Annotated in this window: 24 protein-coding genes; 8 read left to right on the top strand and 16 right to left on the bottom strand. The window is 41.0% G+C overall.

Annotated features, from left to right (window positions below; genetic code table 11):
* Nucleotides 1–9: 9 nt before the first annotated feature.
* From EZJ28_RS07095 to EZJ28_RS07075, 5 genes are all read left to right on the top strand, one after another.
* Nucleotides 10–2838, top strand: coding sequence for a pitrilysin family protein (locus tag EZJ28_RS07095; protein WP_131396320.1), 2829 nt, complete (start codon nucleotides 10–12; stop codon nucleotides 2836–2838).
* A gap of 102 nt (nucleotides 2839–2940) precedes the next feature.
* Complete coding sequence (locus EZJ28_RS07090; protein WP_131396318.1) at nucleotides 2941–3633, top strand: TVP38/TMEM64 family protein; 693 nt, start codon at nucleotides 2941–2943, stop codon at nucleotides 3631–3633.
* Between the two features lie 11 nt (nucleotides 3634–3644).
* A complete protein-coding gene (locus tag EZJ28_RS07085; RefSeq protein WP_131396316.1) occupies nucleotides 3645–4310 on the top strand; it encodes a TIGR02117 family protein in 666 nt (221 codons plus the stop codon).
* Between the two features lie 88 nt (nucleotides 4311–4398).
* Nucleotides 4399–5688, top strand: a complete 1290-nt coding sequence (locus EZJ28_RS07080; RefSeq protein WP_131396314.1) for an erythromycin esterase family protein — start codon at nucleotides 4399–4401, stop codon at nucleotides 5686–5688.
* Nucleotides 5689–5709: 21 nt separating this feature from the next.
* Nucleotides 5710–6768 carry a class I fructose-bisphosphate aldolase gene (locus EZJ28_RS07075; RefSeq protein WP_131396312.1) on the top strand — a complete coding sequence of 353 codons (1059 nt, stop codon included), beginning with the start codon at nucleotides 5710–5712 and terminating at the stop codon, nucleotides 6766–6768.
* On the opposite strand, the gene rimO is transcribed toward EZJ28_RS07075, so the two are convergent.
* Complete coding sequence (gene rimO, locus EZJ28_RS07070; protein WP_131396310.1) at nucleotides 6765–8117, bottom strand: 30S ribosomal protein S12 methylthiotransferase RimO; 1353 nt, start codon at nucleotides 8115–8117, stop codon at nucleotides 6765–6767. The genes EZJ28_RS07075 and rimO overlap by 4 nt on opposite strands.
* Nucleotides 8118–8288: 171 nt before the next feature.
* Between rimO and EZJ28_RS07065 the strand changes: the two genes are divergently transcribed.
* A complete protein-coding gene (locus tag EZJ28_RS07065) occupies nucleotides 8289–9419 on the top strand; it encodes a P1 family peptidase (RefSeq protein ID WP_131396308.1) in 1131 nt (376 codons plus the stop codon).
* 7 nt (nucleotides 9420–9426) lie between these two features.
* Here the strand turns inward: EZJ28_RS07065 and EZJ28_RS07060 are convergent, their stop codons facing one another.
* From EZJ28_RS07060 to recR, 13 genes are all read right to left on the bottom strand, one after another.
* Complete coding sequence (locus EZJ28_RS07060; protein WP_131396306.1) at nucleotides 9427–10308, bottom strand: aminotransferase class IV; 882 nt, start codon at nucleotides 10306–10308, stop codon at nucleotides 9427–9429.
* Complete coding sequence (locus EZJ28_RS07055) at nucleotides 10309–10593, bottom strand: hypothetical protein (RefSeq protein ID WP_242670081.1); 285 nt, start codon at nucleotides 10591–10593, stop codon at nucleotides 10309–10311.
* On the bottom strand, nucleotides 10586–12226 hold the full coding sequence (locus EZJ28_RS07050) for an amidase family protein (RefSeq protein WP_131396302.1): 1641 nt from the start codon (nucleotides 12224–12226) through the stop codon (nucleotides 10586–10588). Before EZJ28_RS07050 ends, EZJ28_RS07055 begins: the two co-directional genes overlap by 8 nt.
* A 4-nt stretch (nucleotides 12227–12230) precedes the next feature.
* The gene (gene ftsY / locus EZJ28_RS07045) at nucleotides 12231–13184 is read right to left on the bottom strand and encodes a signal recognition particle-docking protein FtsY (protein ID WP_131396300.1); all 954 of its coding nucleotides are present in this window, start codon (nucleotides 13182–13184) and stop codon (nucleotides 12231–12233) included.
* Nucleotides 13185–13323: 139 nt separating this feature from the next.
* Nucleotides 13324–13476, bottom strand: a complete 153-nt coding sequence (locus EZJ28_RS07040; RefSeq protein WP_131396299.1) for a DUF4295 domain-containing protein — start codon at nucleotides 13474–13476, stop codon at nucleotides 13324–13326.
* Between the two features lie 8 nt (nucleotides 13477–13484).
* Complete coding sequence (gene rpmG / locus EZJ28_RS07035) at nucleotides 13485–13667, bottom strand: 50S ribosomal protein L33 (protein ID WP_131396297.1); 183 nt, start codon at nucleotides 13665–13667, stop codon at nucleotides 13485–13487.
* A 20-nt stretch (nucleotides 13668–13687) separates the two neighbouring features.
* Nucleotides 13688–13927 (bottom strand): 50S ribosomal protein L28, encoded by a 240-nt coding sequence (gene rpmB, locus EZJ28_RS07030; protein ID WP_131396295.1) that lies wholly within the window; start codon nucleotides 13925–13927, stop codon nucleotides 13688–13690.
* Between the two features lie 204 nt (nucleotides 13928–14131).
* A complete protein-coding gene (locus EZJ28_RS07025; RefSeq protein ID WP_131396293.1) occupies nucleotides 14132–15391 on the bottom strand; it encodes a competence/damage-inducible protein A in 1260 nt (419 codons plus the stop codon).
* Between the two features lie 3 nt (nucleotides 15392–15394).
* Nucleotides 15395–15733, bottom strand: a complete 339-nt coding sequence (locus tag EZJ28_RS07020) for an Hpt domain-containing protein (protein ID WP_131396291.1) — start codon at nucleotides 15731–15733, stop codon at nucleotides 15395–15397.
* A 6-nt stretch (nucleotides 15734–15739) separates the two neighbouring features.
* Nucleotides 15740–16354, bottom strand: coding sequence for a fumarylacetoacetate hydrolase family protein (locus EZJ28_RS07015; protein ID WP_131396290.1), 615 nt, complete (start codon nucleotides 16352–16354; stop codon nucleotides 15740–15742).
* Nucleotides 16354–17130 carry a 3'-5' exonuclease gene (locus EZJ28_RS07010; RefSeq protein ID WP_131396288.1) on the bottom strand — a complete coding sequence of 259 codons (777 nt, stop codon included), beginning with the start codon at nucleotides 17128–17130 and terminating at the stop codon, nucleotides 16354–16356. Before EZJ28_RS07010 ends, EZJ28_RS07015 begins: the two co-directional genes overlap by 1 nt.
* Nucleotides 17131–17272: 142 nt before the next feature.
* Complete coding sequence (locus EZJ28_RS07005) at nucleotides 17273–18601, bottom strand: dihydrolipoamide acetyltransferase family protein (RefSeq protein WP_131396286.1); 1329 nt, start codon at nucleotides 18599–18601, stop codon at nucleotides 17273–17275.
* A gap of 215 nt (nucleotides 18602–18816) precedes the next feature.
* Nucleotides 18817–19434, bottom strand: a complete 618-nt coding sequence (recR, locus tag EZJ28_RS07000) for a recombination mediator RecR (protein WP_131396284.1) — start codon at nucleotides 19432–19434, stop codon at nucleotides 18817–18819.
* Between the two features lie 77 nt (nucleotides 19435–19511).
* Here recR and EZJ28_RS06995 point away from each other — a divergent pair, with 77 nt between their 5' ends.
* Entirely contained in the window at nucleotides 19512–20957 is a 1446-nt protein-coding gene (locus EZJ28_RS06995) for a sodium:solute symporter (RefSeq protein WP_131396282.1), read from the top strand.
* Here EZJ28_RS06995 and EZJ28_RS06990 read toward each other — a convergent pair.
* Nucleotides 20928–21290 (bottom strand): CoA-binding protein, encoded by a 363-nt coding sequence (locus tag EZJ28_RS06990; RefSeq protein WP_131396280.1) that lies wholly within the window; start codon nucleotides 21288–21290, stop codon nucleotides 20928–20930. The genes EZJ28_RS06995 and EZJ28_RS06990 overlap by 30 nt on opposite strands.
* A gap of 298 nt (nucleotides 21291–21588) precedes the next feature.
* Here EZJ28_RS06990 and EZJ28_RS06985 point away from each other — a divergent pair, with 298 nt between their 5' ends.
* Entirely contained in the window at nucleotides 21589–23949 is a 2361-nt protein-coding gene (locus EZJ28_RS06985; RefSeq protein ID WP_131396278.1) for an outer membrane beta-barrel family protein, read from the top strand.
* 74 nt (nucleotides 23950–24023) lie between these two features.
* Here the strand turns inward: EZJ28_RS06985 and EZJ28_RS06980 are convergent, their stop codons facing one another.
* A complete protein-coding gene (locus EZJ28_RS06980) occupies nucleotides 24024–25649 on the bottom strand; it encodes an ABC-F family ATP-binding cassette domain-containing protein (RefSeq protein ID WP_131396276.1) in 1626 nt (541 codons plus the stop codon).
* Between the last annotated feature and the right edge of the window lie 73 nt (nucleotides 25650–25722).

The following is a 25722-nucleotide window of genomic DNA, read 5'->3' as shown; positions in this document are numbered from 1 at the left end:
TTCAATATCATGAACTTTAGAAAATTTATATTTTATTTGTTAATCCTGGTTGCAAGTAACCAGGTATTCGCGCAGGAAAAATCAGAAAACTTCAGCGTAGACTTTGAAACCTTCAGCCTTGAGAACGGACTGCAGGTGATCTTTCACCAGGACACATCAGATCCTGTTGTGGCCGTTGCCCTTACCGCCCATGTTGGATCAGCAAGGGAAAAGGAAGGTCGAACAGGTTTTGCTCATCTTTTTGAACACCTTCTTTTCCTGGAATCAGAAAATCTCGGAAAGGGAGGACTGGATATGCTCAGCGCCAGGATAGGCGGATCCGGAGCAAATGGTTCCACCAGCAGGGACCGCACCAATTATTTCCAGACCGTGCCTAAAGATGCCCTTGAAAAAATGATTTGGGCCGAAGCCGATAAGCTTGGTTTCTTCATCAACACCGTTACAGAACCGGTCCTGGCCAAGGAAAAACAGGTAGTGAAGAATGAAAAACGTCAAAGTGTGGATAACCGTCCATACGGTCACACTTTTTATGTGGTGGATCGCAACCTGTATCCAAAAGGACATCCATATCACTGGCAGGTAATCGGCAGCCTGGAAGACCTTCAGAATGCAACATTGCAGGATGTAAAGGAATTTTATAATAATTGGTATGTTCCCAACAACGTGATCCTTACTATTTCGGGTGATTTTGATAAAGAACAGGCCAGAGAATGGGTTCATAAATATTTCGATGAGATCCCCCGGGGAGAAGAGATCGACCGACTTGAAAAGCAATTGGTTACTCTCAACGAAACAAAGCTCCTTTATCACGAAGATAATTTTGCGAAGTTACCTGAACTTACGCTTACCTGGCCATCGGTTTATTCATATCATGAAGACTCCTATGCACTGGATATTCTTTCAAGCTATCTGGCCGATGGGAAGAATGCTCCGTTATACAAGAAGCTGGTTGAAGAAGAACAGCTCACCGGCCGCGTTCAAATATTCAATTATACTTCTGAATTGGCAGGTCAGTTAATGCTTCAGGTAAGAGCGTATGACGGTAAAGACCTGGACCTTGTAAAATCTGCCATAGAGGAGACTTTTCAGGAGTTTGAACAAAACGGCATTCCTGATAAGGACCTGAAACGAATAAAAGCAGGCCTGGAGACCAGTTTTTATAATTCAATTTCCAGTGTGCTGGGTAAAGGCTTTCAGTTGGCCCAGTACCAGATATTTGCCAATGATCCTAATTATATAAATAAAGAAGTTGAAAAGTTACTGGCCGTAACACCGCAGGATATAATGCGGGTTTACAATAAGTATATCAAAGATAAAGATTTCGTTGCCACCAGTTTTGTGCCTAAAGGCCAGATAAATCTTGCACTGGAGAACTCTACAAAAGCTGAAGTGGTTGAAGAAAAGATCATTGAGGGTGCTGAAGAGGAAGTTGATCCCAACCAGCAGGCTTCCTATGAAAAAACCCCTTCAAGCTTTGACAGAAGTATTGAACCGCCCTACCATGGAAAACCTGAACTCAAGATTCCTGAAATTTGGGAAGCCAACATGCCTTCGGGAATGAAAGTTTTAGGCATTACCAACAAGGAAGTTCCCCTTGTTCAATTCAGCCTGGAAATAAAAGGTGGCCAAATGCTTGAAAAACCTGAGAATGCAGGTGTATCCTATATGCTGGCTGAAATGATGACCAAAGGAACGGCCAAAAGAACCCCAGCCGAACTGGAAGAAGCAATCGAACTTCTGGGAGCATCGATTTATGTTAATGCACAGGAAGAAAAAATAAGCATCTCGGGAAATACTCTTTCCAAGAACTATGCTGAGACGATTGAACTGGTTCAGGAAATTCTTCTTGAACCAAGATGGGATGAAAAGGAATTTGAACTTATAAAGCAACAGATTCTTAGCAGACTTCAGCAGGAAGAAGGAGATCCTAACAGCATTGCCGGAAATGAGTTCAAAAAGCTTATTTACGGTGAGAAGAGTATTTTATCATATAACCAGCTTGGCACACCGGCAACCGTAAAGAATATGACCCTGGAAGACCTCAGGAATTATTATGAAGAGAAACTTTCTCCCTTGGCTTCCAGCTTTCTTATTGTTGGGGCTATAGAAAAAGACCGGGCATTGACTCCTGTAAGAGCTATTTCGGCCAACTGGCCTCCGCAGAATGTAGATTTTCCTGAGCTTCCTGAGTTCAAAAGTCCTGAAAAATCAAGAATATATTTCTACGATGTTCCAGGGGCGAAACAGTCGGTTTTTGCTTTCGGCTCCCCCGCCCTTTCAGCTAAAAATGATGATTTCTACCCCGCTGAAGTAATGAACTACAGACTTGGGGGTGGAAGCTTTGCATCAAGGCTAACCCAGGAATTGAGAGAAGGAAAAGGTTACACTTATGGGATTCGTTCAAGGTTTCTGGACAGAACCTACATAGGTCCGTTTCTGATAAGCAGCGGGGTGAGAACCAATATCACCTATGAAGCTGCTGAACTGGTGCGAGATATCTTAAAAGATTACCCTTCCACATTTACCCAGGAAGATCTGGACGTGACCAAAAGCTATATGATAAAAAGCAATGCCAGGCGTTTTGAAACCCTGGGAGCCAAACTAAATATGCTGAGGGAGATCAATGATTTTGGATATGAGTACGACTATATCAAAGACCGGGAGACCCTGGTTGAAGAACTAAGTGTGCTGGATATTCAGGATCTCGCGAAAAAATATGTGAACCCCGAAAAGATGTATTATCTAATCGTTGGCGATGCAGAGACTCAACTAGAAAAACTGGAAGAGCTGGGCTACGGAAAACCCATATTACTAAATCCGCAGACTCAAGAAAAATAAAATTTTATCAAAGTTTTAAGGCAGGGCGGGAATTAACATTTCCGCCTTTTTTATATCTTTTCATCAGAAGCCGGGCCTTTTTACTCAACCAAAAGATCAACTTTGTCTAAAAAAGCATCTTATATACTTACCGGGAGCATTGTTGCCGGACTCATAATTCTGTATTTTGCCTATCCCCCATTTCAGAACTTTATCAATGAAACCTGGAAAATATTATGGAGCAATGATGAAGATAAAATCAGTGCTCACTTTGAAAGCTTCGGGGTCTGGGGTCCTGTGGCGATAATCATCGTAATGATCCTTCAGATATTCCTGGTGGTTTTCCCTTCATGGTTACCCATGATAGTAGCGGTGCTGGCTTATGGATTTCTAGGTGGCGCTATGATCTCTATTGCCGGTGTTTTCTGTGCTTCAACAATAGCCTTCTATATTGGGAAATGGCTGGGAGATGAACATCTTCGGAAAATTATTGGTAGCTCTAAAAATAAGAAGGTAGAATACTGGGTTTCCAACTATGGATTCTGGACCATAGCTATCTTCAGGATCTCTCCGTTTTTATCAAATGACGCTATAAGTATTATTGCGGGAATGCTGGGAATGACATACCGAAAGTTCATTTTTGCAACCCTAACCGGAATCATCCCTCTTTCCCTTGCCATCGCATATTTTGGAAGAAATACTGATAAACTTAAGAATGGTCTTTATTGGATTGGCGGAGCAGGAATACTGATTTATGCGATCTATGTCTATATAGATCATAGGAAGCGGAAGAAGGAAACAAAACAGACTGGCTAAGAACAAAATGAATGAAGGTTTTAGTGAAATATCTTCAAAAAGCGGTAGCAATTCTCCTGCTACCAGCAGTAATTTATGCCCTCATGGTGCTAATTGGAGGTCTGATACCCGTAAACGAAGCTTCAGAACATACGGGACCCGTAAAGATCTACCTTGTTCAGAATGGATCTCATACAGATATTGTGGTTCCTATTGCTAATGAGATAATCAACTGGGAAAAAATAATCCTCCCGGAGCATTTCCCGGCCTGGTCACCAGACACTAAATATTATTCCTTTGGCTGGGGTGACCGGGAATTCTACCGCACCACTCCTTACTGGGAAGACCTATCCTTTAAAACTGGCTTTAAGGCTATTTTCCTCAATACTCCTTCAGCAATCCATATAACCCGTTTCGAGAAAATAAATTCCGAGAAATTCATAGAATTAAATATTGAAACTGAACAATACATCAAGCTTTGCGAATACATTTTAAAACATTTCCAGTTCAGTTCTGAAGGAAAACTCAAACCACTGGATTTTCATTACTCTAACAGGGATGCTTTCTATAATTCGACCTCCTCATTTCACGCATTCAGGACCTGCAATTCCTGGGTTAACAATGCCCTAAAATATTCAGGTTTAAGATCATGTCTCTGGACTCCGTTTGCCTGGCCTCTATTCTGGCAATATTCTTAACGTTTTTTACCAATTTTTTATAATCTTCCTAGGCAAGGCTTACACATAAAAGGCTTAAATTCAAACATATAACCAATCTCTTTGAAATATGAGCACGCTTAGTTCAAAGAAAGTTTCAGATTTTTTTCATCCGCTGCATTCCAAGAATGATCTGGATCCCCTTCTTGAAAGGATAGGAGACGCCCAGTATGTTCTGTTAGGAGAAGCTAGCCATGGCACTCACGAATATTATACCTGGCGGGCCCAGATCTCAAAAAGGCTAATAGAGGAAAAAGGCTTTTCATTCATAGCCGTAGAAGGTGACTGGCCCGATTGCTTCAAGATAAATAAATGGATAAAAAATGGAGGCAATCAGGATATCCAGGAGGTTCTGCAAGAATTCAACCGCTGGCCTACCTGGATGTGGGCGAACTGGGAGATAGCTGCATTTGCAGACTGGCTTAAAGATTATAATCAGCATCATCCCATCGAAGACAGGATCGGTTTTTACGGGCTTGACGTTTACAGCCTGTGGGAAAGCATGGAAATTATTGTTAGCTACCTGGAGAAAGAAGATCCTGAAACAGCCGAACTGGCCAGAGATGCGATGACCTGTTTTGAACCTTTCAGAGAGAATGATTCCTACGGATCATATTTTAACCGGTCCAAACCAGGATGTCAGGAAGAAGTGATTAAACTTCTCAAAGAAGTGCGGCAACGATCGGGAAATTATGACAGCGATCTGGAAGCTGATCTTAATGCAGAAATAAATTCCCTCGTGATGGCCAACGCCGAAAAATACTATAAAGCAATGTCTGATTTCGGTTCCAAATCCTGGAATGTGCGGGACAGGCATATGATGGAAACCCTGAACCGCTTGGTGGATTATCACGGGAATGATTCCAAAGTGATAGTATGGGAACATAACACTCATATTGGTGATGCAAGAGCTACAGATATGGCTCACGCGGAGCTCATCAACCTGGGACAACTGGTACGAGAAGAAAAAGGTTATAAGAATACCGTACTTGTAGGATTCGGGTCTTATGAAGGTTCGGTGATCGCAGGAAGTCGTTGGGGTGCCCCGATGCAGGAAATGGAGGTTCCCCCGGCCATGGAAGGTAGCTTTGAGCAAAAGATCCATGAATTCAATGGTACCAATAAACTCTTACTTTTTGACGAGCATCCGGAAATCACGAATGCCTTTTCAGAGGAACTGGGACATCGAGCCATAGGAGTGGTCTATGATCCCGAAAGAGAAACTGGTAATTATGTTCCTTCAGATATGGTAGAAAGATATGATGCCTTTCTGTATATAGACCAGACCCAGGCCCTACATCCTTTAAAGTTCAAGCCAAAAGGAAATTTAACTCCAGACACCTTTCCTTTTGGGATCTGATAACCAACCAAAATTTCAGTTATGGAGTACATTGAGAAGATAAAAGAAATCCTCGGTAAAGAAGCCTCTTATTATTTAGATCATACCTGTAAAAAAATACCCGCGGACAGAATTAAAATCCTGGGACCAGGTCCAACCGAATCATTTATAAACAGTGACAGGAATATTCCAACAATAAGAAGCCTTGCTCAACTATACAACCATGGAAACCTGGGAGGGACCGGTTACCTGAATATACTTCCAATAGATCAGGGCATAGAACATTCGGCAGCGTTCTCATTTTATAAGAACCAGGATTACTTTGATCCGGAGAACATTATTAAACTGGCCATTGAGGCCGGCTGTAATGGAGTTGCCTCCACATTCGGCGTACTTGGACTTCATGCCCGAAAATATGCTCATAAGATCCCCTTTGTGGTCAAGATAAATCACAATGAGTTACTCACCTATCCTAATAAATATGACCAGATACCTTATGGAACGGTAAAGGAAGCCTGGAATATGGGTGCAGTGGCTATTGGAGCTACCATCTATTTTGGCTCCAAGGAAAGCAACCGGCAGATCATAGAGATTGCCGAAGCTTTTGAAGAAGCCCATCAGCTGGGAATGGGAACCATTTTATGGTGCTATACCAGAAATTCAAGTTTCAAAACGGGAGATGAAGATTATCATTCTGCTGCCGACCTCACCGGGCAGGCTAATCATCTCGGAGTGACCATAAAGGCTGATGTGATAAAACAGAAATTACCTGAGACAAATTTTGGATTCAGGGATATTAACTTCGGAAAATATAATGAAGAGATGTATGAAAGCCTGACTACAGATCATCCAATTGACCTTTGCCGATTACAGGTTGCGAATTGCTATATGGGAAAAATAGGTCTCATTAATTCCGGGGGAGGTTCCAAAGGAGAATCAGACGTTAAGGAAGCCATAAGAACGGCTGTAATAAATAAGCGTGCCGGAGGTGCCGGACTTATCATGGGTAGAAAAGCCTTTCAGCGACCCTTAAAAGAAGGTGTTGAAATTCTGAACAGCGTGCAGCAAGTCTATCTTGAAGATGAAATCACGTTGGCTTAAACTGATTTGATCTTTAGCTCCTTGCGTTTCGGTTTTTCAGCAGTTACATTTAATGGTTCCCCATAGAGGTCAAAATCGGCAGCATCTGTTATCTTAACCTCATAATAATCACCGGTTTTAAGATAAACTGAAGTAGCGTCGATCAGCACTTCATTATCAACATCGGGAGAATCAAATTCGGTTCGGCCCACAAAATAGTTTCCTTCTTTCCTGTCAATAACAACTTTAAAGATTTGTCCTATTTTTTCCTGGTTAAGTTCCCAGGAGATCTGAGACTGTATTTCCATGATCTCATTAGCTCGCTGCTGCTTGATTTCCTGAGGCACATCGTCTTCCAGATTATAGGCATGAGTATTCTCTTCATGGGAATAGGTAAAACAGCCAAGACGTTCGAAACGCATCTCCTTCACCCATTCTTTCAATTCCTGAAAATGTTCTTCGGTCTCACCCGGGTATCCAACGATAAGCGTGGTCCTGATGGCCATTTCAGGAACAGTTTTTCTGAACTCTTTCAGAAGCCTGGTTGTCTTTTCATGGGTAGTTCCACGACGCATGGATTTCAGAAGATCATCAGAAATATGCTGAAGCGGGATATCCAGGTAATTACAAACTTTAGGTTCACGCTTCATAACCTCAAGGACATCCATAGGGAAACCGGTTGGAAAGGCATAATGCAGTCTTATCCATTCGATACCTTCAACTTTTACAAGATTCTCAAGCAATTCTGCAAGATTACGCTTCTTATAAAGATCGAGACCGTAGTAAGTAAGGTCCTGGGCTATAAGAATAAGTTCCTTTACTCCATTAGCCGCAAGTTTCTCAGCTTCTTTTACAAGATTCTCAATAGGCGTAGATTTGTGTCCGCCACGCATCAATGGAATAGCACAAAATGAACATGGACGGTCACAACCCTCGGCGATCTTTAAATAAGCATAATTCTTTGGAGTGGTAGTAAGCCTTTCCCCTATGAGCTCGTGCTTATAATCTGCTTCAAGAGCTTTTAGAAGTCCGGGAAGCTCGGTTGTGCCAAAATACTGGTCTACATTCGGGATTTCCTTTTGAAGGTCAGGTTTATATCTTTCACTCAAACATCCGGTCACAAATACTTTATCAACTTCTCCCTGCTCCTTCTTCTCAACGAATTCCAGGATGGTATTTACCGACTGTTCCTTCGCATTATCAATAAATCCGCAGGTATTTATAACAACGATATTTCCATCTTCTTCATGGACAACGTCTTTCTTGTTGGCTTTCAATTGCCCCATCAGCACCTCGCTGTCGTAGACATTCTTGCTACAACCAAGGGTCACTACATTTATCCTGTTCTTCTTTAACGACTTCGTCCTCATAAACTTACTGATCTATATTTGAGCCCGGAATTTTTTGATTAGAGAAATTCTAAGCGGGTGCAAAGATACAATCTAAAATTAGAATTCCGGAAGCTTAAGCCTTAAGACTTAAAGTCTGCTGAAAACTTACCTTTGGTTTTGTATCTTCAATTTTGAAAAAATTCTGTCTAAATGAAACATTTTCTATTACTCCTGCTCTGCTCTTTTCTTTTAACCTTCAATACTTTTTCTCAGCAACGCGTACGTGAACTTGGTGTCAAACCCGGAGTTCTGCCTCCAGGTCCAGAAAATTCGATCACCGATGTTCAGGGTGTAAAAGTCGGGCACACTACCCTTATAAAAGGAGATTCTATAAGAACAGGAGTTACGGCGATACTTCCGCATCAAGGAAATATTTTTCAGCAGAAAGTACCGGCAGCGGTTTTTGTTGGTAACGGCTTCGGAAAACTTGCGGGGAGCACGCAAATTCAGGAATTGGGAAATATTGAAACTCCTTTAATACTCACTAATACGCTGAGCGTAGCTACCGGAATGAACGCGGTAATAAAATATACACTGAATCAGAAAGGCAATGAAGATGTAAGATCGGTGAATGGCGTGGTTGGTGAAACCAATGATGGTTACCTGAATGATATTCGCGGACAGCATGTAAAAGCAGACCATGTGATCGCTGCTATCAAAAATGCAGATTCAGATGTAAAAGAAGGAAACGTAGGTGCCGGCACGGGAACTATCTGTTTTGGATTCAAAGGGGGAATTGGAACATCTTCCAGGAAACTACCTGAAAGTCTTGGCGGATACACCATTGGAGTACTTGTCCAGACCAATTTTGGCGGAAATCTGCAAATTGATGGCGCTCCGGTTGGAGAAGAACTGGAACAATTCAGTTTTAGAGACAGGATCATGGACAGTGCCGATGGTTCCTGTATGATCGTGGTAGCTACAGATGCGCCTCTGGATAGCCGGAATTTAAAAAGACTGGCAAAAAGAGCCATTCTTGGCCTCGCGAAGACCGGTGGTATTGCATCCAACGGAAGTGGAGATTATGTGATCGCATTTTCCTCCGCTGAAGAAAACAGGGTGCCATATAAAATTGAATCTGATCTGCTGGAAAATACGGTAGTACCAAATGACCTGATGTCTCCTATCTTTATGGGAGCCATCGAAGCTACCGAAGAGGCTATTCTTAATTCATTATTCATGGCCGAAACCATGACCGGTTTTAAAGGTAGAAGCATTAAGGCGCTGCCTGTGGAAAAGGTTATCCCTATATTAAAAAAATACAATGTGATAAAGAAATAATCCCTTTCTAAAGGCTTCGTGTTTTCTGAATGAATGCCTGCTGTATTTTGCGGGTAAGTGGACCAAATTCAGGTTTGTCATAGATCTTATTTCCTTCAGAAAACATTTCTTTGATAGCCATTACCTGTGTGGTGGTTCCTGTTAGGAAAGCTTCATCAACTCTTTCTAGTTCAGACAAAGGAAAAGCTTCCTCTTTTACCTCGATATTCAATTCACTGCAAATCTCAATAACAAATTTCCGAGTAATGCCAGAAAGGATCTGAGGCCCTTCGGGATGAGTATAGATCGTATTATTTCTCACAAAGAAAATAGTGGAATGCGAACCCTCAGTGAAAAGACCGTCACGTACCAGCAGATTCTCATCGAGTCCAAGTAGGTGCGACTCGGTGTTGGACTTGATATTTGCCAGCAGGGAAGTAGATTTAATATCGCAACGCTGCCATCTGAGATCTTCAGAAACAAGTACGCTCCATTGCTTATTTTCAAAACCTCTTAAAGTTGCCGGAAAGGCATACATAAGAATGGTTGGCTTCACATTATCCGGAAAATAATGAGTTCTGGGAGCTACACCTCTTGAAACCTGAATATAAACTGCCGCATCTTTTTCTGAAAGTCCGGCTTTAGATACTGCTTCAAACATTAAAGGTTTCAGGAGAGATGCATCAAGGTCTAACATGATCTCATCTAGCGAATACTGAAGTCGGGCCAGGTGTTCTTTTAGTCCAAAGGCTTTTCCCTCATAGAAGGGAGTCACTTCATAGACCCCGTCCCCAAGCATGAATCCGCGATCAAAAACCGAGATCTTAGCTTCGTCATATTTCACCCATTCGTCATTGAACCAGACTATTTCCGGATATGTCTTTTTATTATGAACTCCTCCTACCTGCACTTAGTTGAAATAATTATGTAAGTGAACCATCCACTCCTGTTCATAATAACGAATCACACTTATCACAATTGCCCCGGCGATAACATATGCCCAGTGATAAGAATTTCTTTTTACCATGAAACCACCTATGACCGCAAAAATCGCATATGGAAGGCTAAGAATAAGATTAGGAATTAGCCAGGCTCCCTGGAAAATGGCGAGAATCTTCATTACAACATAGAAAATACTGTAAAAGAAAATGATCTTTGAGATTAGAACAAGGTATCTCTGGGAAGTCTTACTCATTATAGTTTTCCGGAGTTTTTCTTCTGTTCGTTGTTTGTTCAAAGGCATAAGCCCACTGCAGTAATTGTTGCTCAGTAAAAGGTTTCCCTATAAAAGTGAGGCCTTTAGGTGCATTATTAGAAGTATATCCCATGGGCACTGTAATGGCCGGATATTTTGCAACCGCCGCAAAACCGGCATGGTAATTATTGATAGAAAGAACCGCATCAAGATCATGCTCTTTCATGGGTTTTTCAAAGAAACGAGTTCCATTTCTTTTCAATGTATCTTTAATCGCGGCAAATTCCTGGGCGGTAGCTGAATCCTTTATAATCCCAAGAAATAGAGCCTGACCATAGGGCGCACGTGCGAGAGTATCTTCAGAGTTATAATCCACCACATCCTGAACATTTTCGAATTCGATCTCTCCACCATAGTTCCTGAAATATTCAGGAAGGTCTTTCTTCATATCCAGATTAAGCAGCCTTATAAAATTTGGGAGATTGATCTCTTCAGCTTCATATTCCACTATTTCGGCACCGGCATTCTTAAGATCGTTTACGGCCCTAATATAAAGTGTATCTTCCATCAGGGATTTGATCGCGCCGAATCTTTTACCCTTCAGGTCTGTGTCCTTTAAACGGGAATAAAAATTATTTACATTTTTTCCTGCTTCTTCAGAGGCCGGGTCTTTAGTATCCATCCCGGTCATAGCTGACAGCAGAATAGCATTATCTATCACAGAGCGCGTCATAGGCCCCGGAGTATCCAGCGTACTTGAAATTGGAACAATTCCTCCTCTGCTAAGTAGTCCGATAGTTGGTTTTAAGCCAACAATAGAATTCTGACTTGATGGAGAAAGTATGGAGCCGGAAGTTTCAGAACCTACCGCCACCGGAGCAAGGTTAGCTGCCACAGCCACACCACTACCCGAACTTGAGCCTCCGGTATCGTGTATTTTTCTTCCGTAAGGATTCAGCGTCTGGCCTCCCACTGCAGAATATCCGCTTGGGCATTCACCACAAAAGAAATAAGCCCATTCACTAAGATTTGCCTTTCCCAGGATTATTGCACCATTTTCCTTGAGCCGCTCTACTATAAAAGCATCTTCAGTATTATTATTCTCAAGAGCAACCGCTCCAGCCGTAGTTGGAATTCCCGTAGTATTGATATTATCTTTCAAAAGCACAGGAATGCCATATATAGGATGGCGATCTGTAATATTTCCCCTTTGCTCATCTTTTTTTCTGGCTTCTTGCAGAAGATCAGGATTCAGAGCAATTACTGAGTTTAATGATAGTTCATTATTCCTGTCATATTCCTTTATTCTGGAAAGATAGAAAAGAGCCAGCTCCTCATAAGTGAGCTTCCCTTCTTCAATAGACTGCTGAATCTGGGGAATGCTCTTTTCAAATACCAGTGCTTTTACTTCTTCATATACCTCTCCCGAAAATTCGGAAAGATCAGATTCAAAAGGCACCCATAATTCATCATTATCGATAAACCTGGAGTCCAGTACCTTGAATTCCATTTCTTCCACAGTATCTGTAGAATCGGTTTGGAGTTGATCTTCATCGAGATCAATTTCAGATTTTTCATTCTTACAGCCAAGAGTTATAAGCAATGCTGTGAAAAGAAGTAAAAGTTTTTTCATAAGTCTATTTAAAGAAGGAATCTACAAATTCAAATTTATTGAATACCTGCAGATCTTCTACTCCTTCTCCAACACCTATGTATTTTACAGGTATTTTAAACTGATCACTAATACCAATCACCACACCACCTTTCGCGGTACCGTCAAGTTTGGTAACCGCAAGAGAAGTCACCTCGGTAGCGGCTGTAAATTGTTTGGCCTGTTCAAAGGCATTCTGCCCGGTAGAGCCATCCAGAACAAGAAGAACGTCGTGAGGCGCATCAGCTACCGTTTTTTGCATCACTCTCTTAACCTTGGAAAGTTCTTTCATCAGGTTCACCTTGTTGTGCAGTCGTCCGGCAGTATCGATCAAAACCACATCGGCATCCATCTTTACGGCGTGCTGAATGGTATCAAAAGCTACTGAAGCGGGGTCACTCCCCATTTTCTGTTTGATGATAGGAACCTCGGTCCTGTCGGCCCATATCTGAAGCTGATCTATAGCAGCTGCACGGAAGGTATCTGCGGCACCAAGGACTACTTTTTTTCCGGCTTTTTTGAATTGATGTGCAAGTTTCCCGATAGTGGTTGTCTTACCAACTCCGTTAACTCCAACCACCATAATTACGTAAGGCTTCTTATCTTCAGGAACATGGATCTCGGAATCTTCACCGGCGTTTGTCTCGGCAAGCAATGCCGCGATCTCTTCTCTAAGGATCTTATTCAACTCATCGGTTCCAAGGTATTTATCCTTTGCAACACGATCTTCTATTCTGTTAATGATCTTGATGGTTGTGGCTACTCCCACATCGCTACTTACAAGCACTTCTTCCAGGTCGTCCAGTACCTCATCATCAACTTTGGATTTTCCGGCCACGGCCTTACTCATCTTATTAAAGAAGCTCGTCTTCGACTTTTCCAGTCCCTTATCGAGATTCTCTTTTTTCTCCTGGGAAAATATCTTTTTAAATAAACTCATTTTGTTTGGCAGGTTTTTTTAAAAACAAAAGAAGGCCAAAAGCCTTTCCAAATGCGGCAATAAATATACACAAAAAGAAAAAGCCGTCCAGAGTAAATCTGAACGGCTTCTGCAATTTATTAAGATCGTTTGTGAACGATTATTTCTTCTTCAACCAATCGTTTACGTCTTCCGGAGCCATGATCGCTTCTACAAAAGTATAGGCACCGGTCTTTGGAGATTTAACCATTTTTATTGCTTTGGTTAACCTTTTAGATCCTGTTTGAATAGATGCTACTGATTTCTTTGCCATGACTCAAATTATTTAATTTCTTTATGCACCGTCATTTTCTTAAGGATAGGGTTGAATTTTTTCAACTCCAGCCTGTCCGGTGTATTCTTTTTATTTTTCGTAGTTATATATCTTGAAGTACCTGGCTGTCCAGATGATTTGTGTTCTGTACATTCCAGGATTACCTGAACTCTGTTACCTTTCTTTGCCATTGTGAATGTATTTTATCGGATTATTTCTTAAGAAATCCTTTTGCTCTTGCCTCTTTTATAACGGCAGAGATTCCTTTCTTGTTGATATCTTTTAATGCAGAAGTGCTCACTTTAAGAGTGACCCATCTGTCTTCTTCAGGAATAAAAAAACGTTTTTTAACAAGGTTAGCGTTAAATTTACGCTTAGTCTTATTCATGGCGTGAGAAACATTGTTCCCAACCATTGCTCTTTTCCCGGTAAGTTCACAAACTCTTGACATTGCTCTATACTTTTCTCGTTATTTCAAAACAGGCTGCAAATTAACGATTTTTTCACCTAACAGGCAACTAATTCAAAAAAAATATTTTAGTGATTCATAAAGCTTGTAATTAAGAAGCTAAATCCCCATTCAAACCAGCTTAAGAAGCCTTAACTAAAGTTCTTATTTATGTCTTTCACCTAAAATTTTTCCGGATAAAACAAATCAGTTCCTGTCCCGATATTTAATAATCGTTTGCTGAAGCATTTCCATTGCTTTATTAACCGTCTTCCCTATCACCTTTTCCCGGTGATTACCAAAGATGAATTTCTCGGAAAAAACCTCATCGGGTGTAGCGATTGCTATAAAAACAGTTCCTATTTCGGCATCGCTATCTCCTTTGGTTGGGCCGGCGTTACCCGTAGTAGCTACTGCAAATTCGGTATGAAACCTTTCCTGTGCACTTCTGGCCATGGCTTCGGCCACTTCAGCACTAACCACAGATTTCTCCTCTATTAATTCTTCAGGAACCCCTAGCAATTCGATTTTAGCCTGTGTGGCATAACTTACAATACTTCCCTGAAAAGTAGCCGAAGAACCGGGAGCCCTGGTAAATTTAACGGCCAGTCTTCCGCCGGAACAGCTTTCAGCCGTAGAAAGAGTCCAGCCCTTATCGGCCAACATTCTACCAATAATAACCTCTACTGGGTCATCATCTTCATACCCGTAAATAATTTCACCTATGAATTCGTGTAAGGCTGTTACCTGGCTGTCTATAAGATTTCGTAAATATTCCTCGTCATCGCCTTTAGCGGTAAGTCTAAGCCTAACTTTACCTAGATTCGGCAAATAGGCCAGTTTGATCTCTTCAGGAAGGTTTTTCTCCCATTCCTCTATTTTTTCAGCTAGAGCACTTTCCCCCATGCCGTAAGTGATCACCGTTTTATGCAGGATCACGGGACGGGAAAAAGCGTTCATTAGACGAGGCACCACCTCATCCTTTACAAGCTCCTTCATTTCATAAGGAACGCCGGGCAGGGAAATGAAGACCTTATCTTCATGGTCAAACCACATTCCCGCAGCAGTTCCATATTTATTAGGCAGCACTGTAGCCGTGGATGGTATTAGGGCCTGGTCACGATTAAGTTCGGAAATGGGAGTATCAATATATTTTTCAAAAAGCTCTTCGATATGTTTTAAAACATCCTTATCCCTTACCAGTTCATCACCAAAGAATTCACAAAGGCATTTTTTGGTGATATCGTCCTTGGTAGGACCTAAGCCCCCGGTAATAATAACCACATCTGCTCTTTCCTTCGCCTCATTAAGACTTTGAAGTATATGTTCCCGCTCATCCTGAATCGAAGAAATCTGATGAACGCTTACGCCTATCTTATTAAGTTCTTTAGAAATAAATGCGGAATTGGTATCTACAATCTGACCGATGAGGATCTCATCGCCAATCGTAATAATCTCAGCCTTCATTATTTAAATATCAAAATCCTCCCTTAATTCTGTGGTAGCCGAATTCACCTTTTTAGTGATCTTCTCAGCTGCTTCGGGCACTTCGTCCTTTCTTTTCCCCTGCTTAGACCAGGCTTCTATGACCTGGATCTGTTCCATAAGCTCCAAACCAAAAAGCTGAAGGTTTGGCTTCATTTTATGTGCATATTGATAAGCCAGCGAAGGATTATCGTTCCCAATTGCCTCATTCATAGCCTCTACATCTGGTGGAATCTCCTCAAGAAAAGTTTGTACCACGACAAGCATGAATTCTTCATCGCCGCCTGCCATTTCTTTGACATCGTCTAGATTGTAGCTGCTCATTAATTGTTATTTTACTTTGATAGAAAACATTTTATTGTCTTCCAGATAACCTGTTAAACGATCTTCAGGTGAAACCTTTCCAACTCCCGCAGGTGTTCCTGTAAAGATAATATCCCCAATTTTTAAGGTGAAATAAGTCGAAATATACGCAATTAATTCGTCAATTTTCCATAACATATGGGAGGTTCTGGCCTGCTGCACTATATCTTCATTCTTTTCCAATCGAAAACTCAGATCATTCACATCTCCCAGCTGCCTCTTATCCAGCCATTTATTACTCACCACAGCAGCACCGTCAAAGGCTTTGGCCTTTTCCCAGGGAAGGCCTTTTTCCTTTAATTTTTGCTGAAGGTCTCGAGCGGTAAAGTCTATCCCCAGCCCTATTTCATCATAATATTTATGTGCGAACTTCTCCTGTATATGCTTTCCTATCTTTTTGATCTTCACAAGAACCTCCACTTCATAATGGATATCATCGGAAAAATCGGGAATAAAAAAGGGTTGTTTCTTTAACAGGATCGAGGTATCCGGTTTCTGAAAAAGAACCGGATCTTCAGGTTTCTCATTCTTTAACTCCTCTATATGTTCGGTATAGTTCCTGCCTACGCAAATGATCTTCATCAGGAAAGTTTATTATTAAGTTTACGAAGTTTGATAGCGGTAAGTACCTTTTTAGTATAGAGCGGAAAATCTGCATTCTGTATCCAGCCAAAATATCCCGGTTCTTCTTCAAGTACTTTCTCTACGTGCTTTCCTTTATATTTACCGAAGGTAAAAACCTCTTTTCCTTTTTTATCAAAAGCGATGAACCCGGCAAAATCGGCCGGTCTCTTCCTTGAACTAAAGTTGGAGAGCCATTTTATATCATTTTCAAGATCATCGTACTTGTCTAACTGAGATTTCAGCACCTCATAGGTAGCTTCTGTATCGGCCTGAGCACTGTGAGCATCTTCCAGATCCTTCCCGCAATAAAACTGATAAGCAGCAGAGAGCGTACGTTGCTCTTTCTTATGAAAAATGGTCTGCACATCCACGGCCACCACATTCTTCATCTCAAAATCTATCCCTGCTCTGAGCAACTCTTCCACCAATAAAGGAATATCGAATCTGTTAGAATTATAACCCGCAAGATCACAGCCCTTTATAAGTTCATGGACCTTAGGTGCCAGCTCCTGAAAAGTAGGTTCGTTCGCCACCTTTTCATTAGAAATACCATGAATGGCAACCACCTCAGAAGGAATTTCCCTTTCGGGATTCACGAGCCAGGTATGACTTTCTTTATTACCGTTTGGAAAGACTTTCAGGATCGCGATTTCTACAATTCTATCATTCGTAATATTGGTTCCGGTAGTTTCAAGATCAAAAAAACATATTGGCTTGGTAAGCTTGAGGTCCATTTCTAGATTTTTTTTGCAAAGTTACTATAATTTAATAGTCCCGATATGATAAGATACAGGTTTTAATATAGACTTTTTTGTAACCTAAAACTAAAAAAAGCCACATTTTATGTGGCTTTTAAGAAATCTATTTAAACGGAAATTAAATTTCCCTGTTCTTATCAAATCCCTCCAGATACTGAGCTACCCGCTGCACGAACTGTCCGCCCAATGCACCATTAACTACCCGGTGATCATAACTGTGCGACAGGATCATTTTATAACGTATACCTATAAAATCACCTTCAGGAGTTTCAATTACAGAAGGCATTTTCCTGATAGCTCCAAGAGCAAGAATACCCACCTGCGGCTGATTGATGATAGGAGTTCCCATTATACTTCCAAAAGTACCTACGTTGGTTACAGTATAGGTCCCTCCCTGGATCTCATCTGGTTTTAGCTTATTCTTTCTGGCACGTGCAGCAAGATCATTAACCGCCTTGGCCATTCCCACGAGATTAAGCCTGTCTGCATTCTTAATTACCGGAACGATAAGATTTCCATCAGGAAGAGCCGCAGCCATTCCCAGATTGATATCTTTTTTCTTGATCACCTTGGTCGCATCATCATTCACCGAGATATTGATCATTGGGAAATCACGAATTGCCTTTGCGACAGCTTCCATAAAAATAGGTGTAAACGTAAGTTTCTCACCTTCTCTTTTCTGGAATGCTTCCTTATGCTTATTTCTCCAGTTCCAGATATTGGTGACATCTACCTCAATAAATGACTGTACGTGTGCCGAAGTTTGTACACTCTGCACCATATGGTGGGCGATCATTTTGCCCATTCGGCTCATTTCTATGATCTGATCTTCCCCTGAAGCAACAGGTTCCGGCTGCTGAGCTACACCTGATTCAAGACGTTCGGTATCTATTGTTTTACCCTTAGGTGCCGCCTGAGACTGCTGCTCATCACCTCTATTTTCAACATAAGCCAGGATATCATTCTTGGTTACGCGACCATCCTTACCGGTACCTTCTACTTTTTCCAGTTCTTCGGGAGAAATCCCCTCTTCTTTGGCAATGTTCTTAACCAGTGGAGAATAAAACCTTGAGGTATCAGAATAATTTTCAGTTGTGGAATCAGATCCGGAAGCAGTGGTTATAGCCTGCTCTAAAGATTCTTCAACCACTGCAACTTCTTCCGGTTCATCTTCACTGTCTATATCTACAGTCTCTTCGACTTCAGAATCAGTTTCAATTATGGCAATCGTTTGGCCTACCTGAACCACATCATCAACATCAAAAAGTTTCTCAACAAGTTTTCCATCTACTTCACTAGGCACTTCACTATCTACCTTATCGGTAGCTATTTCCAATACCGGTTCATCCATTTCTATAGTGTCACCAACTTCTTTCAGCCAACTAGTTATGGTCGCTTCTGCGACACTTTCGCCCATCTTGGGCAATTTTAGTTCAAATTTTGCCATATCTTTAAATCAGATGTGATTTTGGTTATTTGTATTGCGAATTTAATTAAAATACCGCTTATTAAATATTAAAAAATCAATAAAATTAATTTATTCTGAATTTCTTCTACCCGGATACTCAATTTAAATTCCCGCTAAAATTACGATTTCAGAGACGGAATTGAAAAAGTTTTCGGCGTTTTAAAGAAAAAGTGAAGCAGAAAAACGGGATATTTTCAGCCTTTCATTGAATTCTCGAAAGGTATCCTGTTAGTAATACTTCTCCCTAACGTGACCTCATCGGCATATTCCAGCTCATCTCCTACTGAAATCCCCCTCGCGATGGTAGAAGTCTTTACATTGGTGCCTTCCAGTTGTTTAAAAATATAAAAGTTAGTAGTATCACCTTCCAGCGTACTGCTTAATGCAAAGATGATCTCTTCCACTTTACCTTCCGCAATCTTTTCAATAAGCGGTTTGATATTTAGCTGTGACGGCCCCACTCCATCCATAGGATTTATCTTTCCACCCAGCACATGATAATGACCCCGATACTGACCAGTATTCTCAATGGCCATCACATCCCGGATATCCTCTACCACACAAACAATTTCCGATATTCTTGAGGGATTGGCACATATTTCACATAATTCTGTGTCACTGATATTATAGCAGTTTCTGCATAGTTTAATATTATTCCGAAGATTCTTTAAGGCATGAGAAAGGCGGGTGGTTTGTTCCTCCGGTTGCTTAAGTAAATGCAACACTAATCGAAGCGCAGTACGCTTTCCTATCCCCGGCAATTGCGACATTTCATCAACCGCCTGCTCCAGTAATTTTGAAGAAAAATCCATATGCGAATTTATGATTTTTTTGACTCCTGAGATTACTTAAAGCTTAATTTGTAAATTGCCGCGCATAACATCAACCTATGCAACCATATCAAATTCTCATTCTCGTTGCCGCCTACTTCGCAGTGCTAATCCTTATATCGTATCTCACCGGTCGTGGTGGTTCAAATGCTGAGTTCTTTAAGGCTAACCAACAGGCCCCATGGTATCTCGTCGCTTTCGGAATGATAGGTGCCTCTCTGAGCGGGATCACCTTTATCTCTATCCCGGGGACTGTAGAAAGTGACTCCTTTAGTTATTTCCAGGTGGTTCTGGGCTATACAGTGGGTTATGCGGTTATAGCGCAGGTATTACTCCCTCTCTACTATAAAATGAACCTCACCTCCATCTATACATATCTGGACAACAGGTTTGGAAACTATTCCTATAAAACCGGGGCTTCGTTCTTTCTATTATCCAGGGTAGTTGGAGCCAGTTTTAGATTGTTCCTGGTAGCCAATGTCTTACAGCTTATAGTCTTTGATTCAATGGGTGTGCCTTATTATGTCACTGTATCCATTACCATCCTGCTAATATGGCTTTACACTTTTAAGAGTGGGATAAAGACCATCGTTTGGACGGATACCCTGCAGACCTTCTTCATGCTTCTGGCATTGGGAATCACCATCTATTTTATATCTGAAGACCTGGGTTTTTCCGTTAAAAATCTGCTGGGGTATCTTTCGGAAAGTGAACATTCCCAGATTTTCTTTTTCGAAGACTGGAAGAGCAAGGATCATTTTGTAAAACAATTCCTCTCTGGTGCTTTCATCGCAATAGTAATGACCGGCCTGGACCAGGATATGATGCAGAAGAACCTCACCTGCCGCAGCCTGAAAGATGCACAGAAAAACATGTTCTGGTTTACCATCGTACTGGTTTTTGGAAATTTTCTTTTCCTCGCATTAGGAGTATTGCTCACAGATTATGCTGACCTTAACGGAATAACCGAACAGAGAGACGACCTCTTTCCGGCGATAGCAACCAGTGGTGATCTTGGATTTGCCGTAGCGGTGTTCTTTATATTAGGATTGATAGCAGCCGCCTATTCCAGTGCCGATAGTGCTCTTACATCACTTACAACCTCCTTTAGTATTGATATAATTGATATTGAAAAGAGATATGATGAAAAGAAACAGGTAAGAATAAGGAAACAGATACATGTGGCAATTTCAGTATTACTCGTGCTTGTAATGCTTGCATTTAAATATGCCATTGCAGATAAAAGTGTGATCAATAAGCTCTTCCAGTTTGCAGGTTATACCTACGGACCGCTATTAGGACTTTATACCTTTGGATTATTTACAAAATGGAAGGTTAAAGATAAACTGGTACCAATAATTGCCATTGCGGCTCCGATTCTATCGTATATAATTAGTCTGAATAGTCTGGTATGGTTTGGTTTTGAATTTGGATTCTTTATACTGATCCTTAATGGATTTCTAACCTTTTTAGGCCTAATACTGGTGAGAAGAAAGCATGACTAAGGTGCAGGCATTTTCAAAATAGATCCCGTTCTTTTTAAGAAGGTCATATAATTCAGGATTCTCGGTACCGGGGTTGAATATTACTCTGTGAGGTTTCAGGGAAAGGATATAATCATAATAGTCCCTTTGCCTCTTTGCATTAAGATAAAGAGTAACAGTATCTATATTTTCAAACGGAAGCTTTTCTGTCTCAATTTCCACACCGTTCAACTTACCGGTTCGTAAACCAATAGCCACCGTAGGCTGTCCATGTTTTACCAGGCGGTTAATGGCAAGATTTGAATAGCGGGCAGGGTTTAGAGAGGCTCCAATTACAAGAGTTTTTTTCTTCATATTTCAAAGTTACATAAAATAAAGTGTAACATTCCCTACCTGGAATAGTCTTTAGACTGAGGACCGGCCCTTGCAGAATCATCCTATTAAAATTTGATGGTTAGTGTTAATACCGGTGATTTTGCCATGCCTGCATTTCCTTACCGAAATGCAGGCTTTTTTTAAAAACATTGTAACGAAAACAGTTTTTGGTCGTCTTTATAATAGAGGCCAGTTCATTTTTGCGCCATCATGTGTTCATCTATTATGCATTACAAAGTAATTTGCTTAACATAATAATCATCAAATCAATCAAAAAATGAAACAGTTAATCTTAAGTTTCCTAATTTTTACTTCAGCCATCAGTATGGCTTTTACCGATCCTGTGGGAAAGATCTCCGGTTCAGTCATAGACCGGGATCTCAATGAACCTATCCCCTATGCTACTGTAATTATCAATGACATGGAGGGCAATCTGGTTACCGGGATCACTTCCAGCGATGACGGGACCTTCACCATTTCCAATATTAAGGCTGGAGACTATATATTCAAGGTTCAGTTCATCGGCTATAAGACCTTTACAAAAGAGGTTCATATTGATAAAAACAGCTTCAATCTGGACATTGGAGTGATAAAACTGGAACCTGATGTTGCGATGCTGGATGAAACAGTGGTGGTTGCTGAACGGACCACTATTGAACAGCGCGTAGACCGCAAGGTTATCAATGTTGGAAAGGACCTTATGACCACTGGAGCAAGCGCCTCAGAAATCATGGTGAATATCCCTTCAGTTAATGTTGATCAGGACGGGAATATTTCCATGAGAGGTAATTCCAACGTTCGTATCCTTGTAGATGGAAAGCCAACCAATATGGATCCCGCACAATTATTAAAGCAGATACCTTCCACGTCTATCAAAAGTATCGAATTGATCACCAATCCTTCAGCAAAATACAATCCTGAAGGAATGAGCGGGATCATCAATATTGTGTTACATAAGAATGCCAACCAGGGATTCAACGGAAATCTTAACACCGGCCTTACTCTTGGTGAAAATACCAGGTTCAATGGGACCGTAGACATGAACTACAGAACCGGAAAATTTAATTTTTACACCAATTTGGGCACTAACTTTGGAAAAAATGGATTTGGCGGTAGAATAAATCTTCCCGAACAGAATGCAAGACAGGCGTTCGATGTTGTTAACCAGAGAGAATCCTATTTATATAAGCTGGGTGTTGACTTCTACCTGGACGAAAAGAACACCTTTTCTTTTTACACTAATCAGAATCATTATGAAGGCGGACCTAACGGTAACATTTCCTCTTTTGATGATAACGATCCGTCAAGGAACCTTACCCAGTTATTGGATCTGAATTTTGACAATGTGAATTCAACCTATAACTTCCTATACGATCACGATTTTGAAAAGCAAGGGCACGATATCCAGTTTGAATTAGACTATAACACCTTTGATGAAGATGAAAATACTTCGGTAAGATTCAGAGATACCCAACTGGATTTTGAACCATATAATGATTTTGTAAAGGAGTCCCGTGAGAATATCACTGCTAATATAGATTATGTAAATCCATTGAGTGATCAATCAAAACTGGAAATGGGAGCAGAAGCCAGACTTCTGGACACAGATAATGACTATACATCTACTAACCCGGATTTTGCAGATTCAGATTACCAGTATAAACGTGACATCTATAGTTTTTATACAACGTTCGGACAGAATTTCGAAAAATGGTCTTACCAGCTAGGTGCCAGACTGGAAAGTTTTAACGTGGATGCAATCTACAATGCTGAGAAGGTCTATGAAGACAACTACTTTACGGTATATCCTTCAGGCTTTCTAACTTATAATCCGAGTGAAAAGAATTCCTACCAGTTTAGTTACAGCCGCAGAGTGGACAGACCGGGATTCGGGCAGGTGAATCCTATAAGAGAAGTGAGCTCACCAAGGTTAACCGTTACCGGTAACCCGGAACTACAGCCACAGTTCACCAATTCCTTTGAATTAAATTATACCCGGAATTTTAAGAAAAAAGGAAATTTTACGGCCGGAGTTTTCTTCCGTAGAACAGTAGATCAGATCAACCAGGTTTTCAATGCCGTTGAAGGTGAACCAGGATCATTAATATTAACCTTTGCTAATTTCGACTCAAATGATTCGTACGGGGTGGAATTCTCTACTAATTATAAATTCACCGACTGGTGGAGCACGAACAGCGCACTTGAATTATATGGACAGACTTTAAAAGGTGTGGCTGGAACCGAATTTATCGAAATCGATAATGAAGCTTATACTTTTAGAAGCAGTCACAATTTTAAAGCCACAGAATCCCTTAGTTTTTCTTTATTCGGATTATATCGAAGCAAAAGCAGGGATCTTCAGCTGGATATGGACCCAATGTATTTTATAAACCTGGGGACCAGATATTCATTTCTTAAAGACAATAAGGCTACTCTTAGCCTGAACTTCAACGATGTGTTCAACACTCAGGAATTCAGTGTGTATGACGGCCGACCGTTTAAACAGGAAGGAAGGTTCAAAGGTGAAACTCAGACCGTATATCTCGGATTTTCTTACCGATTCGGAGGAGGAAAAAACCGGGCCTTTAAACGCAAGAACAGAGATGACAACGAAGCCGGAGGTGGTGGAATTTTCTAAAATGTTAATTTGATAGCCAGTAAAAAGCCCCATGCTTGTGCATGGGGCTTTTTCAATATATTCTCAATAAGTCATTATGCTTCTACAGCATACATTTTCTCTCGCTGAGCTTTGATACTCTTATCACTCATATAATCATCAAACGTCAGATATCTGTCTATCACACCATTTGGAGTAAGTTCTATCACTCTATTTGCCACGGTTTGAGCGAACTCATGATCATGGGTTGTGAAAAGGACAGTTCCCTTAAAGTTCTTCAACGAGTTGTTGAAAGCCGTAATGGATTCAAGGTCGAGGTGGTTAGTAGGTTCATCAAGCATAAGAACATTTGCTCGCAACATCATCATTCGGCTTAACATACACCGCACTTTTTCACCTCCTGAAAGAACCCTGCAGGTCTTTAGGGCTTCCTCTCCACTAAACAGCATTTTTCCAAGAAAACCGCGAATATAAACCTCTTCTCTCTCCTCTTCGGTCTTTGCCCACTGGCGCAACCAGTCTACAAGGGTAAGATCATTATTGAAAAAATCTGAATTATCTGCAGGCAGGTAGGATTGAGAAGTTGTAACTCCCCATTGGAATTTACCATTTACCGGATCCTGTTTTCCGTTTATGATCTCATAAAAAGCTGTGGTCGCCCTTGAGTCTTTGGAGAAAACAACAACTTTATCTCCTTTTGCCAGATTAATATCCACATTTTTGAAAAGGGTATCGCCTTCCAAACTTGCCTCAAGATTTTCAACGTTCAGTATCTGGTCACCGGCTTCACGTTCCCTTTCAAAAATAATAGCAGGATATCTTCGGCTGGAAGGTTTGATCTCATCAATATTCAGCTTCTCAATCATCTTCTTTCGTGAAGTGGCCTGTTTACTTTTAGCCACGTTCGCACTGAATCGCTGAATGAACTCTTGAAGTTCCTTCTTCTTTTCTTCAGCCTTTTTATTCTGCTGAGCACGCTGTCTCGCAGCAAGCTGTGAAGATTCATACCAGAAGGTATAATTACCGCTAAAATGGTTGATCTTTCCAAAATCAATATCTGATATATGCGTACAAACCGCATCAAGGAAGTGACGGTCGTGAGAGACTACGATCACCGTATTTTCATAATTTGCAAGGAAATTTTCCAGCCAGCTTATTGTTTCATAGTCCAAATCGTTAGTAGGCTCATCCATGATAAGAACATCGGGATTTCCAAATAGAGCCTGGGCCAGAAGCACCCTAACCTTCTGTTTTCCATCAAGGTCCTTCATCTGGGCATAATGTAGTTCCTCTCGGATTCCCAGATTTGAAAGTAAAGCGGCCGCATTGCTATCGGCATTCCACCCATCCATCTCTTCAAACGCAGTCTGAAGCTCACCAATGCGCTCGGCATTCTCATCAGAATAATCGGCATATAGCGCATCTATTTCGGTCTTCACCTCAAACATGGGCTTATTACCTCTCATAACCGTTTCCAGCACCGGATAATCATCATACAGGTTGTGGTTCTGCTCCAATACAGACATACGTTTTCCAGGTTCCAGATGGACATGACCTGAAGTGGGTTCTGATTTTCCCGAAAGAATCTTAAGGAATGTAGATTTACCGGCACCATTGGCACCAATGATCCCATAACAATTACCCTGGGTGAAGGTGGTATTAACCTCGTCAAACAACACACGTTTTCCAAACTGTACAGAAAGGTTTGATACTGAAAGCATAAACTGATAGAATTAATTTTTTGCAAAAGTAGTTATAATCAACATTACTAAGAAAGATTAACGTTTTAAATAT

The sequence above is a fragment of the Gramella sp. KN1008 genome, from assembly GCF_004332155.1.
In the GTDB taxonomy this organism is placed as follows: domain Bacteria; phylum Bacteroidota; class Bacteroidia; order Flavobacteriales; family Flavobacteriaceae; genus Christiangramia.
The sequence above is the reverse complement of the archived record's forward strand: the minus strand, read 5'-3'. Positions and strand labels throughout refer to the sequence as shown.